Here is a 14,721-nt window from a genome sequence, read left to right on the forward strand (position 1 = left end):
AAATAAAGATAATTTTATACTTATAATCCTATCTTGTCCTTCATACTGGAAGAAACTTTCTTTACTTCTATTTACTCATCAGTGTGATTCTTTTTTGTCTATATAAATAAAGAATACCTGTAACAATAAAAACAATCACGCCAAAATACAAGCCATATTCTATCGCAATCGCTACAATACTTTCAATGTGTTGTCCAAATAAAGCACCGAGCACAAAGTAAACGAGTGTCCAAACAAATCCTGTCGTATAAGAATACAAAGCATACGTCTTAAATGGCATGTTATTCATTCCAACTAAATACGGTACGATATGTCTTACAACTGGTATGAAGTAACTTGTGACTAACGCATAATGACCATACTTCTCTACCATTTGTTGAGATTTCAAAAGATATTTCGCCTTTTTCTTTTTCATTAGCTTATCAAGTACTTTCGTACCAAATATTTTCCCTAATATATAACCTAAAGAAAGCCCAGATACAACACCTAAATATGTTAATAAAAATGCAGGAATGACACTTAATATCCCTAGTGAAGATACAAAGCCACCACTCATTACGATCATTTCGTCTGGAATTGGCATACCAATAATACCTAACCATAAACAGAAAAATAATGCCCAATAACCGTATTGTTCAATATAAGATAATAATTCATGTAATTCCATTATGCATATGCTCTCCTTAGCTCTTTTTTACAGCTAAAGACATACGCTGGTGGGAAATTGAGCCACACTTTCTCTAGCGTAATTTCAGGAAAGAAGTGCTGTATAAATCCTTTTTTCACAAGTGAATATTGAAATGTAATAAATTCACCATTCTCATGTATCCCTTCCATTACATTGTTTAAAATACGCTTTGAAACTTCTTCTGGTAAAGAGGTAAAAGGTAATCCCGATAAAACGTAATCCACGCATTCTATATTGAGATCTTCTATATACTTTTTTATATTTTCGGCTGAACCGTGTACAACAATGACGTTCTGCTCATCTTTAAATTTTCTCTTTAGTTCCTTGCAAAACACTTCATTAATTTCAATAAGAAGAAGTATTGTTTCCTTCTTCTTTCTCTTCATAATTTCTTTCGTAAAGACTCCTGTACCAGGACCTAACTCTACAATGCATTTCGCTTTATTAAAATCAATTACATCTACCATTTTCTTTGCTAATATTTTTGAACTTGGCGCAATTGCACCAGTATGTTTCGGATGTTTAATAAATTCATGTAAGAATGTTATGAGTTGCATATAAACCTCTCCTCATTCGTTCAATAGTTTTTAACTTGTTTCTAAGTATAACTATTATTTCTTAACAAAAATTGAGGAGATTTCTTAAGATTTTATGAAGAATAAAAAAACAGCTATCGCCTCTAGCGATAGCTGTCCCTTATTACTTCGCACTCACGATCTTATAATAAGAACGAACCGTTAAGAAGTAATATCCAATATAAATCGCGCCGTATACTCCGATACTAATTAGAAGCGGAATCATAATTTCAAATGGTAATATATTTGATAAACCTTTTAGTGCAAATAGGCTGTGTAAAATACCAATTACTAACGGAATAGCAAAGATAAAGCTCACTTGTTTTGCGATAGCTCTCTTCATCTCTTGCTTCGTTACACCAATTTTATGAAGAACAACGTAGCGATCACGGTCAGCACTTGCTTCTGTTAATTGTTTAAAGTAAATGATTGAGCCTGTTGCTAATAGGAATACTAATCCTAAGAATAACCCAATAAACATCATTAAGCCTGTTGTTTCAAGCCCCATTTGGAATCCTGTATAGAAATCGTTAAATGGTTTTAAAACTTCTGATTCTCCAGCCGGCATAATGCTTGCTAATTTTGCTGTTAACTCTTTACTATTTCGCTCACCTTTTACATCAATATTTTTTACAGTACGCGTTTCGTTTACTTGTTTCACTTGCTCATATGTTTTATCAGGAACGATTACAAATAGTTCATTTAAATTTGTAAGGCTTCTATTATTTACACCTTTAATTTTTAATTCTTTTGACTCGTTTCCAACAGGGAATACAGCTGTATTTCCTGTATAAAGAGGACCAAAATCAAGTTTCTCAATATATAAGCTATCATATACGAAAGCTTCATTCGCACTTAAATTTACAGGTTCTACATCTAAATGTTTCACAAGTGTATTAAAGCTTGATTGAGAAATAAGCTGGTACTGATTCGTAACATTATAGTGTGTGTTCAGAACTTGATCAGCTCTTTCACCTTTAAATGTTCCCTTCACAGGAATCATTTCAACTTCTGATTCATATGTGACTGGGTGATTATTCTTCTCTCCAGCAAGTATTTCATTTACTTTTTTATCTAATGCTGCATCTTTTTTCTCATAGGAATAACTATACGGCGCAGCAACTTTTGATTGCGTAAATGTGTTGTAATACATCGTAACTGACGTACCAACCGCTGTTAATGTTACCGCACTTAAAATAGCGATTGTCGCCAGTGATTTCGCATTTCCTTTAATACGATATAGTAACTGTGATGTCGTTACCATATTCATACCATTATAAAATGCTGACTTATTATTTCTTGCACGTTTCAATACAAATACTGTGAAGAACATGAACAGTAAATAAGTCCCTGCTACTGTCGCTAATAAAATATATAATGCAACGACCATAAAGTCTGCATACATAACTGCTTTCATGTACATTAATGCTAAAAAATAACCTGAACCGATTAAGAAAACTGAAATTAATGCCATAATGACAGATCCTTTTGGCATTGCTTCTCCTTCACGTTCTGCACGGAAAAGTTCAATTAACTTAAAGCGATAAATTAAACGATATCCTTGAAGTGATGTATATAAAATAATTACAAAGAAAATAATTGCTGTATCAATAATGGCAGCCATCGGTACTTCAAAATGAACGTTTAAATTTAATCCCATCATATTTACTAATAACTCAAGGAATAATTTTGAAAGGACACTACCGATCGCAATCCCAATTACTAATGACATTAATCCCATTAACATATTTTCATAAAAGAGCATTTTACCAATTTGTCTTTTACGAATACCTAATAAGGAATAGAGTCCAACTTCTTTTTTACGTTTACGTGTAAAGAATCCGTTCGAATATATAATAAACACTGCTACGAAGATGATAAGCATCACACTTGAAACTTGGAACGCTCCGCTAATTTTTTTTGAAGCTTCTGCTGCTTTTTCCATTTGTGAATTATATTGCAGTGCTTTAAATGTAAAATAAATAACGATACTAAAAATCATAGATGCAAAATATACAAAGTAGTCTTTAAAGTTCCGCTGTATGTTGCGGAGGGCAATGCTAGATAAGGTCATCAGCCATACCTCCAGAAATAGAAGACATTACGTCAACAATTTTTTGGAAGAACTGTTTACGCGTCGATTCACCGCGGTGTAATTCTTTATATAGTTCACCATCTTTAATGAAAATAACTCGTTTACAATAACTTGCTGCAAATGCATCGTGCGTTACCATTAAAATTGTTGAGTTATCATATTCATTTAACGACTTCATACTTTCAAGTAAATCTGTTGCAGATTTAGAATCAAGTGCTCCAGTTGGCTCGTCTCCGAAAATCATACTTGGATTCGTAACAATTGCACGCGATGCTGCACAGCGCTGCTTCTGTCCACCAGATACTTGATATGGGAACTGACTTAAAATATGATCAATACCGAATTTCTTTGAGATTTCAAGAACGCGGCGATCAATCTCACTCGCTTTCACCTTTGATAACGCAAGTGGTAAAGCGATATTCTCTTTCACCGTTAACGTATCTAATAAGTTATAATCTTGGAAAATGAAACCTAAATGATCACGGCGGAATAACGCTAACTTATCATCATTCATCTTTACAATATCTTTTCCATCAATTAAAATTTCACCGTTCGTCGCATTATCAATTGTAGAAAGAACATTTAGTAAAGTCGTCTTACCAGAACCAGAAGGTCCCATAATTCCAACGAACTCACCTTCTTTTACTTGTAAGTTAATACCTTTTAACGCTGCAAATTTATTCCCACCCGTGTCGTACACTTTTTCAATATTTTTTGCTTCTAACACTGTTTTCATCTCGACATCCCTCATTTCTTCTATTCTCTATTTTCAACTATATACACTCTCTACTCTTGCCACTATCGATGTTTCTTACACAAACATGACAGTTATGTAAGACGCATAAGTAAAGATATAAAAATTTAACCTACTGAACAAAAGTACTTTGTTACTATAACATTGGGATATCATACCATCCATTCATTCTCCTTACAGGAACATTACAATTTTGTAAGGTTAAAAATGTCCCCTACAAAGTTGTGCACGAAATGTCGGATGGAGCTATTTCGTTCCTGCTATTCTATGTACAGAGGAGGTCATAATATGGATTCACTTAAAAATATGAATACTGCAATGCGCTATATTGAAGATAACCTTACGAATGAAATTGATTTTAAAGAAGTTGCGAGGCTAGCTCTCTGTTCTGAGTATCACTTTAAAAGAATGTTTTCGTTTTTAGCAGGTATATCACTATCTGATTATATTCGCTGTAGACGTCTTACTCTCGCTGCCTTTGAACTAAAAAATAGCGATGCAAAAGTCATTGATGTCGCTATAAAATATGGCTACAACTCACCAGATTCATTCGCCCGTGCATTTCAAAACTTGCACGGTATAACACCTTCAGAGGCCCGAAATAGTAGCCATTCTTTGAAGGCTTATTCACCAATGACCTTCCAATTATCCATTCAAGGAGGAAATGAAATGAACTATCGAATTGAAGAAAAAGAGCCATTTCGAATTATAGGTATTACAAAACGAGTACCAATCGTTTTTAACGGTGTAAATGAAGAAATTGCTTCTATGTGGAAAAGTTTAAACCCAGATTCTATTCAAACATTAAAGTCCCTTTCAAACATTGAACCTACTGGAATCATTAGTGCTTCTACTAACTTTTCTGAAGGAAGAATGGAGGAAAAAGGCGAACTCGATCACTACATTGGAGTAGCCACAACAAAGGATTGTCCAGAGCAGTTTAAACAGCTTGAAGTTACTGCTTCAACATGGGCTATATTCGAAGCTGTCGGTCCATTTCCTGATGCATTACAAAATGTATGGGGACGTATTTACTCTGAATGGTTCCCTTCTTCGAACTATGAACTAGCGGAAGGACCGGAGATATTGTGGAATAAACAGAAAGATATATCTTCTCCAAACTTTAAAAGTGAAATTTGGATACCGGTTTTGAAGAAGTGATAACAAAAGGAAAAGAGCTAAGCATTGTGCCTAGCTCTTTTTACATATTTGCTTACTCGTAAAAGTGTATATATTTCATCAGTTCTTCGATTCCTTTAAATTGGAGTAATAGTTGATTGTTCAAGTTTTCTAAAGCCAACTGAAAGGAACGTTCAATTTTTCCATAGTGTAATGTTTCTAAATCATCTAGCAAGCTTTTCATATTTTCTATATAATACACGGTTTTTCTCAAACTGCTTATAACCAGTATTTTACGCAGTTCAGATATTGGAAACATTCTATAACCGTTTTCTTTATTTCTTTCTGAGTGGACTAACCCTTCATGTTCCCAATGACGGATAGCCGAAGTATTTACGCCTGCTATGTTTGCAGCCTCTCCAATGCTCATGCGTTCATTTAACTCTACATTTTTATATTTAGTAAAATCAGCATTTTGAATCATGTTTAGTATTTCTTCTACTCGTTTTTTCTCCACCTGAACATTGAATTGCTGTTCATTAATTAACCAAAGCGCTTCTTCAAACTTTACGTTTTTAATCATCCTCATAACTTTATAAACAATAGGTATATCATATCCTTTTAATAATGCTCTAATGGTAATAAATGCTTGAAAGTGTATCGATGTATAAAACCGGTGATTACTTTCCGTTCTTGGCACAACAGGAATGAGATTTTGTTCTTCATATCTTCTCAAAGTTGTTGTACTAACATTTAAGACATTTGCAATTTGTTTAGGGCTATATGTCTCCATTTATTAACTCCTTTTTAAAGTAAAACCTTAAAGTGCTACATTAACATATTTCAAATAAAATCCTTATATATACGAGAAAAAAGTCATAAATCCGGAAGATTGCATGAATGTTATATGATTTTAGTATAAACAATTTAGGAGTGATAGAAATGGAGAAAATCATAAAACTTACGGACGAATCAGTATTAAAGGTTGGTTTGGTTGGAAATCCAAAATTTAGAACAATCATGCTCCCAGTTGCTAAAGAATCTGTATATGGGCAAGATGCTGAAACTTTGAAGTTGTGGGGAGTAGATCCTGAATTTGGAAAACATTTTATTGATGGACTCATAGATAAGTTTCAGATTTTATATTTTGACTACGAAGGCCATCGTTTGCAACATCCAAATCCAGAGAATCTCACACCTGAAAATATAGTAAAAGACCTATTAACAATTGCTGACGAAATGAATATTAATAAGTTTAGTTATTATGGTTACTCTTGGTTAGCTTTAGCTGGGTTACAATTAGCCATTCGAACGGATAGATTAGACAGTATAATCATGGGCGGGTTTCCACCAATAGATGGTCCATATAAAGAAATGATGGTAGTAACAAATAAAACATATGAGCAAGCTGTGAATAATCACAATTCTCCTGTTATTGATCAAGCACATATTAATCCTGAAAAAATTGATTGGGATAACATACAGATAAAGATCGACATGAGTCAAACTAAACAGTTTGTTACAATGTACGAGAATTTGATGGAGTTTGATGATCAAGACATCCAACATAAACTAATCATTCCGAGATTAGCGTTTTCTGGGGAAAAAGACACTATTGTTTACGGTGAAAATTTTGGCAATGTAGTAGTTGATATTATTGGTATACTTCAAAAAAACAAACAAAAGTTAGAACATCTTGGATGGGATATAGAAATCTTAAGAGGAAATGATATGGATCACACTAAAGCTATGCAACCTATAACAGTTCTGTCATTGATAAAGCCTTGGTTAATTAAAAATTTGAATATAACTTATTAAATATAGTAATTCGAATAACCTAAAAACAAAGCTGCTCTTCCCTAAAAGGAAAAGCAGCTTTATTTACATTTTCAACTCTTCTTTATAAATACTATATGACTTTATTGTTGATACGATAATGCATATTAATATGATTCCAATCCCTATAAAAATATTAAATGGATCTGGAAGCAAAGCCCCGGCATATATACAAAGTGAACCTATTACAAATACCCTCGAAGCAAATCTATGTGTTTTCCTCCAAACTACAGGATTTTCTAATGTCCAGTCCATTCGAATGCCTACTAACCCGTTTGGCTTCGTTTGTTGCATGTAATTACCTAGTACAAGAAACAATGTTCCAAGTCCAAAATTAAATGCAATTGAGCCCGATGCAATATAATTAGACGCTGCTAATAGCGCAAATAAGTTACAGCCGAATCCTATCAAAAGAATAGCATAACGGATTGCGGAAAGGACTTTAGCATGCTGTTTATACTTATCTTTCGTTACGTCAATATACCCAAGAGCTAGCCATATCAAATACAGCAACATCATGCTACCTATTGAAACAGAACTTGCTTCTACTTTAGAAAAATATCCATCTACTACTCCTGCCGCATTATAATGACGTGGAATTTGTTCTGGTAAATGTGGCCATACAATATACCATCCAATTACAATGCCAATAATTAAACTCCATGGTAATACGTGTCTTTTCATCCTCTCTCCCCCATAATTTTTTATTAAGCCCCTATTTCTTTTTTATAAGCAATATATGAATATCCCATTGTTAATCCTACTGCACCGGTAATAATGCCAATGATTAGGAAACCTTTCCACGCTGCCGGAGCAAAAATACTTAAAATCATAATAACTCCTAATACAACAAACACCTTCCCACTAAAACGGTGTGTCTTTCTCCATACTTCCTCGTTACTTAATGTCCACGGTGTTTTTATACCTACAAAGTAATTTGGTTTACATTGTGGTAAATAGTTACCGATGATTATAAATAAAAGACCAACAAGAATATATGGTGTACTATTCATTGGAATGTCATAACCTAATCCAGCTCCAATTCCAATGATACTTACTAAAAATAATAGGAATAATACGCTATAATTTATTACATTATACCCTTTAGAAAATTTCTCATAATTCTCATGCTTAGGATCTATCTTAGGCAATAAAGTCAATAAAGCATATATAAAAACCATAACTGCAACATCCAAAATCATCATGCCCATTTTTGACATACGCCCATCTACCTCACCAGACACATTCCAATGACTCGGAACCTCTCCCGGTAAATGCGGCCACGCGATGCACCATGCAATAATCGTTAAAGCTATTAATAGTAACGGAAATATATGCTTTCTCATTTCCCCTCTTCCCCCTTATTCGTAAATGTAAACACCCAAGTCAACAAATCTTGAAAGACCGTTGTGTTTAAAGAGTACACAACGAATTGCCCTTTCTTTTCATCTTGAATAAGTTCAGCATTTTTAAGTGCGTTTAAGTGGTGTGAAATACTTGGTTTTGTCATATTGAAATGTTCAGCGATCTCACCAGCGGTTAGATCACCTTCTTTTAATAAGTCTAAAATTTTTCGCCTTGTTGGATCTGCTAATGCTTTGAATGCTTGATTCAATGTCTTTCTTCCTTTCGATAATTAGACATTTAGATACTTATCTAAATGTTAAAATGATTTCAGTTGATTGTCAATTATATACGAGGCCCTTTTTACTTTTCTCACTTTTAACCTATACTGTTTACTAGCTTATCTTTCAACATAATGAAAAGACTTGAAACACATGATACACTATAGCTACAATTGTTTTTCTGAGGAGGAATATACATATGTATAAAATTTTAATCGTTGAAGACGATCCAAATATTTCATCATTACTGCAATCTCACATTCAGAAGTACGGTTATGAAGCTGTTGTTGCAGAGAATTTCGATGATATTATGGAATCGTTTAACGCTGTGAAACCACATCTTGTTTTACTTGATGTAAACTTACCGAAATTCGATGGTTTCTACTGGTGCCGTCAAATTCGTCATGAATCTACTTGTCCAATTATTTTCATTTCAGCGCGTGCTGGTGAGATGGAACAAATTATGGCAATTGAAAGCGGTGCGGATGATTACATTACAAAACCATTCCACTACGACGTTGTAATGGCAAAAATTAAAGGACAATTACGCCGTATTTACGGTGATTATGCACCAAATATTTCTGAACGTATCGTTGAAGTAGAAGGTTTAAAACTATTCCCAGAACGTCCTGAAATTCACTTCGGATCTGAACAAGTTCTTTTAACGAAAAAAGAAGCTATTTTAGCTGAAATGTTATTATCTAAATTCCCTCGTACAGCAAGCCGTGAAGATTTATTAGCTGCGCTTTGGGATGACGAAAGCTTCGTTGAAGAAAATACATTAAACGTAAACATTACGCGTCTTCGTAAAAAGTTTAATGAGCTTGGTATTGAGAACTCTATTGAAACAGTACGTGGACTTGGATATCGCTTTAACGCAACTTGGAGTGAATAAGCATGAAGCTATTTTTACGTGATCATTTTGCATTTTTCCTACTGTACGTTTTAAACTTCGGTATCATTTTCGTTCTTTATGATGCAGTAGATGGATTTCAAAACAATAAATTTTATTTCGTCGTTTTAAGTTTATATTTATTTATTTGTTTCCTCGCTTACCGTTACGTTCGCAATCGTAGAATGTACCATAGATTAAGCGAGCAACCAGAAAAAATGGAAGATGCGTTTATTGAAAGAGCAACTGCTCCGATGCCTCACGGTGTCAATGAACTCGTGCGTACGCAGTACCGCCTCTTCCAAAAAGAACTACAATCGTATGAAGTAAAACAACAAGAACATCAATTATTCATTAACCACTGGGTACATCAAATGAAGACACCTGTTTCTGTTATGCAGCTTATGGTGCTAGAAATGGAAGACGAGCATTTAATTCCAAAGTTTAAAAAAGAATTAGAGCGTCTAAACCAAGGGCTTGATATGGCTTTATACATGGCTAGGTTAAATAACTTCCATGAAGATTTCCATGTTGAGACGATTTCATTAAAAGATACGGTAACAAAAAATATTAACGGATTAAAAGAACTATTCATTCGTAATGGTGTCTTCCCTGTTTTAGAAGTCCATTCTGATTTAAAAGTTGCTTCTGATGCGAAATGGCTAAAATTTATCATCTATCAGTTAATGACAAATGCTGTTCGTTACTCTGGGGAACGCGGAAAGAAAGTATTCTTATCTGCTTACCGAAACGGAAAAGATATTATTTTAGAAGTTCGCGATGAAGGTGTTGGTATTCCGCAAGAAGATATTCGAAGAGTATTTGAACCATTTTACACTGGGAAAAACGGTCGCGCATTCGGAGAATCTACTGGTATGGGGCTTTATATTGTAAGTAAAATTTGTGATTATTTAGGTCACTCTGTCAAACTAGATTCTGAAGTTGGTAAAGGAACGACGATTAAAATCATCTTCCACAACGCTGCAAATAATCAAGCAGAACATACGGAGAAGGTGACCGAAGCATGATCGTAACATATGCAAGCAAAATGTATGAGAACACACTCTCATACATTTTTTGCAATACAACTACATATTTTCCTTCTAGCGGGAGGTATGTATTATGACATTTTGGCAGTTTGCCTTTAAAAATGTAACACGTAATTCCAGAGCTTATTTTGCTTATTTTGTAAGCAGTTCCTTTTCGATTGCTGTTTTCTTTTCATTTGCTGTTTATTTGTTTCATCCTAAATTACAAAACTTTGACATGACCTCTGAAATTTCAGGATTAATGATATTTTCAGAAGTAGTAATTGTATTTTTCTCTTTCTTCTTTTTACTATATTCCATTGGTACGTTTTTAAAAGTTAGAAAAAAACAATTTGGTGTTTTGACCATTTTAGGAATATCAAGAAAACAATTACATCGTCTTGTTTTTATGGAGAATATGTTAATCGGGATTTTATCTATCTTTTTCGGCATGCAGTTTGGAGTTGTTTTTTCTCAATTTTTTTTATTAGTAACAGCCAAACTTACGCATGTTCCAGGAATATATTTATACGGTCCTACTAACGCGTTTATTTTAACAACCATTGTTTTCCTTAGTCTTTTTATCATTGTATCTGCATTCACACCAATGCTTATTCGTACAAAAAAAGCGGTACACCTTTTAAAAACAAATGGTGGAAAACAAAAAGAAAGAAAACCATCCATACTTGTTTCATTATTTGGTGCGATTTGTTTATTTGGTGGTTATGCGTTAGCTGGAAATCCTAAATATTTCGTATCAGTAAGCCCGCAAATCGGTGTTATATATATGGTTTCGAGTATTTTCGTTATCCCAATGCTTGTTACAATAGGAACATATTTTTTCTTTTCTCAAATTAGTTTCTTACTGATTTATATTTTAAAGAAAAGAAGAAGATTTTATATGAAACGGATTAATATGCTTTGGATTTCAGATTTAGCAAACCGTATTCGGACGAATATTAATATGCTTTTTATTGTAGCGATGCTCTCTACAATTGCTTTCACAATGATCACGTTCCTATATGGATTCGGGAAATTTATTAAGCTAGAGGTGAATAGAACTTCCCCTTTCCCAATTTCTTATTTCTCTTATGATGCGAACCCTTTTGTTACAGAGCATTTAAATTGGCTTGAGCAACAATTACAAAAAGAGCATTTCCCTTATCAAAAAATAAAAGCTGATATATATGAAACACCACTAAAAGAAGATAAAGATATAGCTATTTATAATGACGTATACGCAATTAAGCAAAGTGACTATAACAAACTTGCGAATTCTTTACGAATGAAACAACTATTTATGGATGATAACGAAGCATATGTGCTAACAGGGACATCTTATATCACCATATTCAACGAATTTGAGCAAAGCTACAATAGAGATTACATTACACTCTCTAGTACAAATACGAAATTAAGAGTTAAAGGCTATGAGCATGTAAACGCAATCCCATCTGACTTTTCATATCAAACGATAGTGTTGCCTGATGTTATCGTAAATAACTTACCTAACACCGTAAAACATATATCAGCATACAATTACAAAATTCAAAACTGGGAACAGACATATGAAATTGCTGATAATTTTATAGAAAAGGTACAAAAAGATCGAAATAAATACCAGTATGAAGGGCCTCTTATTCGATCCTTTGAATCAGCAGGATCGTTATACAAAATAACATCAGGTAGTGCCGCGTACTTCCTAATCGGGACATTTTTAGGAGTTATTTTCTTCATTGGAGCTGGTAGCGTTCTTTACTTTAGAATGTATACGGATTTGACGAACGAACAAGAGAAATATATAACGATTTCTAAAATCGGTGTAACAGATACAGAGATGAAACGATCTGCAACCATTCAACTTAGTATTTTATTTTTCATTCCGTACATTATGGCATCCATTCATACAATGTTCGCAACAAAAATGCTACAAGATGTAATTGGTTTATCTCTGTTCAAAGAAGTTTCAGCCGTTCTTATTATTTTTGGATTCGTTGAAATCGTATTTTTCTTATTCATTCGTTCACTTTATATGCAAAAATTATCACATTACACGAGTGGACAAAATATTTAAAACAAACTTGATGAAAAGAGTATCTCTCATACTCTTTTCATCTTCACCCTATTAGGAGGTTTAGGTGAATGACATTTTGGCAGTTTGCATTTAAAAACGTCACAAGAAACGCCAGAGCTTATTTCGCCTATTTTGTAAGCAGTGCGTTCTCCATCGCAATCTTTTTCTCATTTGCAGTTTATTTATTTCATCCTAAATTGCATATGACAGACGTGAATTTTTCTCTGAACATATTAATGACAATTTCAGAAGTTGTCATTGTGTTCTTTTCATTTTTCTTTTTACTGTATTCAATCGGGACGTTTTTAAAAGTACGAAAAAAACAGTTCGGGATTTTAACAGTGCTTGGCATATCTCAAAAACAATTAAAGCGACTCATATTTATAGAAAATATGTTAATTGGTGCTCTTTCTATATTTTTTGGCATTCAACTTGGACTTGTCTTTTCACAGTTCTTTTTGTTAGTTACCGCCAAAATTACACACGTACCTGGTTTATATTTATATCCGCCTACAAGTGCTATCGTTTTAACTATCATCATCTTTCTCGGCCTCTTCATTCTCGTATCATCTTTTACACCGATGCTCATTCGCACGAGAAAAGCCGTACGTCTTTTAAAAGAAGGAAAACAACAAAAAGAAAGAAAAGCATCCGTGCTCATCTCTCTATTTGGTGCGACCTGTTTAATATGTGGATATGCGTTAGCCGCAAATCCGCTGTATTTTATGTCGCTAGGTGACATAATTGGGCTTTTATATGCCGTCTCTAGTATATTTGTCATCCCATCGCTTATTGCAGCTGGAACATACTTTTTCTTTTCACAAATTAGTTTTTTACTTATTCGTATTTTAAAAACACGAAGAAAGTTTTATATGAAACGAATTAATATGCTTTGGATTTCAGATCTAGCATCACGTATTCGGACAAACATTAACATGCTCTTTATTGTAGCGATGCTATCGACGCTCGCTTTTACAATGATTACATTCTTATATGGCTTCGGGAAATTTACAAAGTTTGATGCGATTAGACAAAATCCTTTCCCGTTTACTTATTTATCGCATACTGAAAATACGTTAGCTGATGAACATTTAAACTGGTTAGAGCAGAAATTTAATGAAGAGCACTTTACTTATACAAAATTTAAAACAGATATATATGAAGTATCTTCAGCTGAAGATAACACGCAGCTCTATTATGCCATTAAACAAAGTGACTATAATGTACTTGCTAAGGCTTTAAATTGGGAAACGCTCACGGTCAATAAGAATGAATCTTATATTCTTATGAAAGACTTAGATGATCAAGTTATTGGAACGCTCCATAATAAAGAACAGAAAAATACTCTTACACTTACTCAAAACAATTTACAACTACAAGTGAAAGAATATAAAAGTTATAGCCCATTCCCAAACAGCTTAATATACCAATTACTCATACTATCTGATGAAAATGTAGAAGCCTTATCCACCGTTTCCAAACAAATGAGTGTATATAACTTCAAAGTTACAGATTGGGAAAAAGCACATAATATCGGTTCATCGTTTATAACAAAAATCCATAACGATAATGCAGCAATTCAAGCAGAGCATCCACCTTTCCATGCAAGTGAAGCGAGCGATTCTCTATATAAGACAAAACTAAATGTCGCTTCGTTCTTCTTAATTGGTACTTTCCTAGGAGTTATTTTCTTTATCGGTGCTGGCAGTGTTCTTTACTTCCGGATGTATACAGATTTAACAAATGAGCAAGAAAAATATATAACGATTACGAAAATCGGCTTAACTGAGACTGAAATGAAACGTTCAGCGACAATTCAGCTTGCGATTCTTTTCTTCGTACCTTACATTATGGCATCAATCCATACGATGTTTGCGACAAAGATGCTACAAGAAATATTACATCTCTCGTTCTTCGCTGAAATTACAGTCGTACTGTTGATCTTTGGAACAGTTGAAATTTTATTTTTCCTTTTAATTCGTTCCTTTTATATGCAAAAATTATCACAACACATTAAGTTTTAAAAAGTAGAAAG

General features: G+C 33.6%; 14 protein-coding genes. 6 read left to right on the top strand and 8 right to left on the bottom strand.

All coding sequences use genetic code 11. The features are described from left to right. Positions 1-67: 67 nt before the first annotated feature. The 4 genes from HFD78_RS19760 to HFD78_RS19775 all read right to left on the bottom strand — a co-directional run bounded on the left by HFD78_RS19760 (position 68) and on the right by HFD78_RS19775 (position 4,094). A complete protein-coding gene (locus HFD78_RS19760) occupies positions 68-667 on the bottom strand; it encodes a DedA family protein (protein WP_000418920.1) in 600 nt (199 codons plus the stop codon). Beyond that, positions 667-1,245, bottom strand: coding sequence for a class I SAM-dependent methyltransferase (locus HFD78_RS19765; RefSeq protein ID WP_001176068.1), 579 nt, complete (start codon positions 1,243-1,245; stop codon positions 667-669). Before HFD78_RS19765 ends, HFD78_RS19760 begins: the two co-directional genes overlap by 1 nt. A gap of 142 nt (positions 1,246-1,387) precedes the next feature. After that, complete coding sequence (locus HFD78_RS19770) at positions 1,388-3,337, bottom strand: ABC transporter permease (RefSeq protein ID WP_000176154.1); 1,950 nt, start codon at positions 3,335-3,337, stop codon at positions 1,388-1,390. Beyond that, positions 3,324-4,094 (bottom strand): ABC transporter ATP-binding protein, encoded by a 771-nt coding sequence (locus HFD78_RS19775; protein WP_000859655.1) that lies wholly within the window; start codon positions 4,092-4,094, stop codon positions 3,324-3,326. Before HFD78_RS19775 ends, HFD78_RS19770 begins: the two co-directional genes overlap by 14 nt. A gap of 306 nt (positions 4,095-4,400) precedes the next feature. On the opposite strand from HFD78_RS19775, the gene HFD78_RS19780 reads away from it, so the two are divergent. After that, entirely contained in the window at positions 4,401-5,273 is an 873-nt protein-coding gene (locus HFD78_RS19780) for an AraC family transcriptional regulator (protein ID WP_000377728.1), read from the top strand. A 52-nt stretch (positions 5,274-5,325) separates the two neighbouring features. Here the strand turns inward: HFD78_RS19780 and HFD78_RS19785 are convergent, their stop codons facing one another. Further along, positions 5,326-6,024: a MerR family DNA-binding transcriptional regulator gene (locus HFD78_RS19785; protein WP_061654856.1), complete on the bottom strand. Its 699-nt coding sequence runs from the start codon at positions 6,022-6,024 to the stop codon at positions 5,326-5,328. 149 nt (positions 6,025-6,173) lie between these two features. On the opposite strand from HFD78_RS19785, the gene HFD78_RS19790 reads away from it, so the two are divergent. Next, positions 6,174-7,049, top strand: a complete 876-nt coding sequence (locus HFD78_RS19790; protein WP_000411236.1) for an alpha/beta fold hydrolase — start codon at positions 6,174-6,176, stop codon at positions 7,047-7,049. Positions 7,050-7,112: 63 nt separating this feature from the next. Here HFD78_RS19790 and HFD78_RS19795 read toward each other — a convergent pair whose 3' ends face one another. The 3 genes from HFD78_RS19795 to HFD78_RS19805 are packed head-to-tail and all read right to left on the bottom strand — an operon-like array spanning position 7,113 to position 8,682. Continuing rightward, a complete protein-coding gene (locus HFD78_RS19795) occupies positions 7,113-7,751 on the bottom strand; it encodes an SdpI family protein (RefSeq protein ID WP_000820678.1) in 639 nt (212 codons plus the stop codon). A gap of 23 nt (positions 7,752-7,774) precedes the next feature. Further along, positions 7,775-8,413, bottom strand: a complete 639-nt coding sequence (locus HFD78_RS19800) for an SdpI family protein (protein WP_053514582.1) — start codon at positions 8,411-8,413, stop codon at positions 7,775-7,777. Further along, positions 8,410-8,682: an autorepressor SdpR family transcription factor gene (locus HFD78_RS19805; RefSeq protein WP_001070526.1), complete on the bottom strand. Its 273-nt coding sequence runs from the start codon at positions 8,680-8,682 to the stop codon at positions 8,410-8,412. Before HFD78_RS19805 ends, HFD78_RS19800 begins: the two co-directional genes overlap by 4 nt. Before the next feature lie 209 nt (positions 8,683-8,891). Between HFD78_RS19805 and HFD78_RS19810 the strand changes: the two genes are divergently transcribed. From HFD78_RS19810 to HFD78_RS19825, 4 genes are all read left to right on the top strand, one after another. Continuing rightward, on the top strand, positions 8,892-9,587 hold the full coding sequence (locus HFD78_RS19810) for a response regulator transcription factor (RefSeq protein WP_000276738.1): 696 nt from the start codon (positions 8,892-8,894) through the stop codon (positions 9,585-9,587). Between the two features lie 2 nt (positions 9,588-9,589). After that, positions 9,590-10,612 carry a sensor histidine kinase gene (locus tag HFD78_RS19815; RefSeq protein WP_000765341.1) on the top strand — a complete coding sequence of 341 codons (1,023 nt, stop codon included), beginning with the start codon at positions 9,590-9,592 and terminating at the stop codon, positions 10,610-10,612. Positions 10,613-10,706: 94 nt separating this feature from the next. Next, the gene (locus tag HFD78_RS19820) at positions 10,707-12,686 is read left to right on the top strand and encodes an FtsX-like permease family protein (RefSeq protein WP_000145054.1); all 1,980 of its coding nucleotides are present in this window, start codon (positions 10,707-10,709) and stop codon (positions 12,684-12,686) included. Between the two features lie 68 nt (positions 12,687-12,754). After that, positions 12,755-14,710: an ABC transporter permease gene (locus HFD78_RS19825; RefSeq protein WP_000144973.1), complete on the top strand. Its 1,956-nt coding sequence runs from the start codon at positions 12,755-12,757 to the stop codon at positions 14,708-14,710. Positions 14,711-14,721 lie beyond the last annotated feature (11 nt).

This window comes from Bacillus sp. EKM501B (assembly GCF_011800505.1).
Lineage (GTDB): Bacteria > Bacillota > Bacilli > Bacillales > Bacillaceae_G > Bacillus_A > Bacillus_A cereus.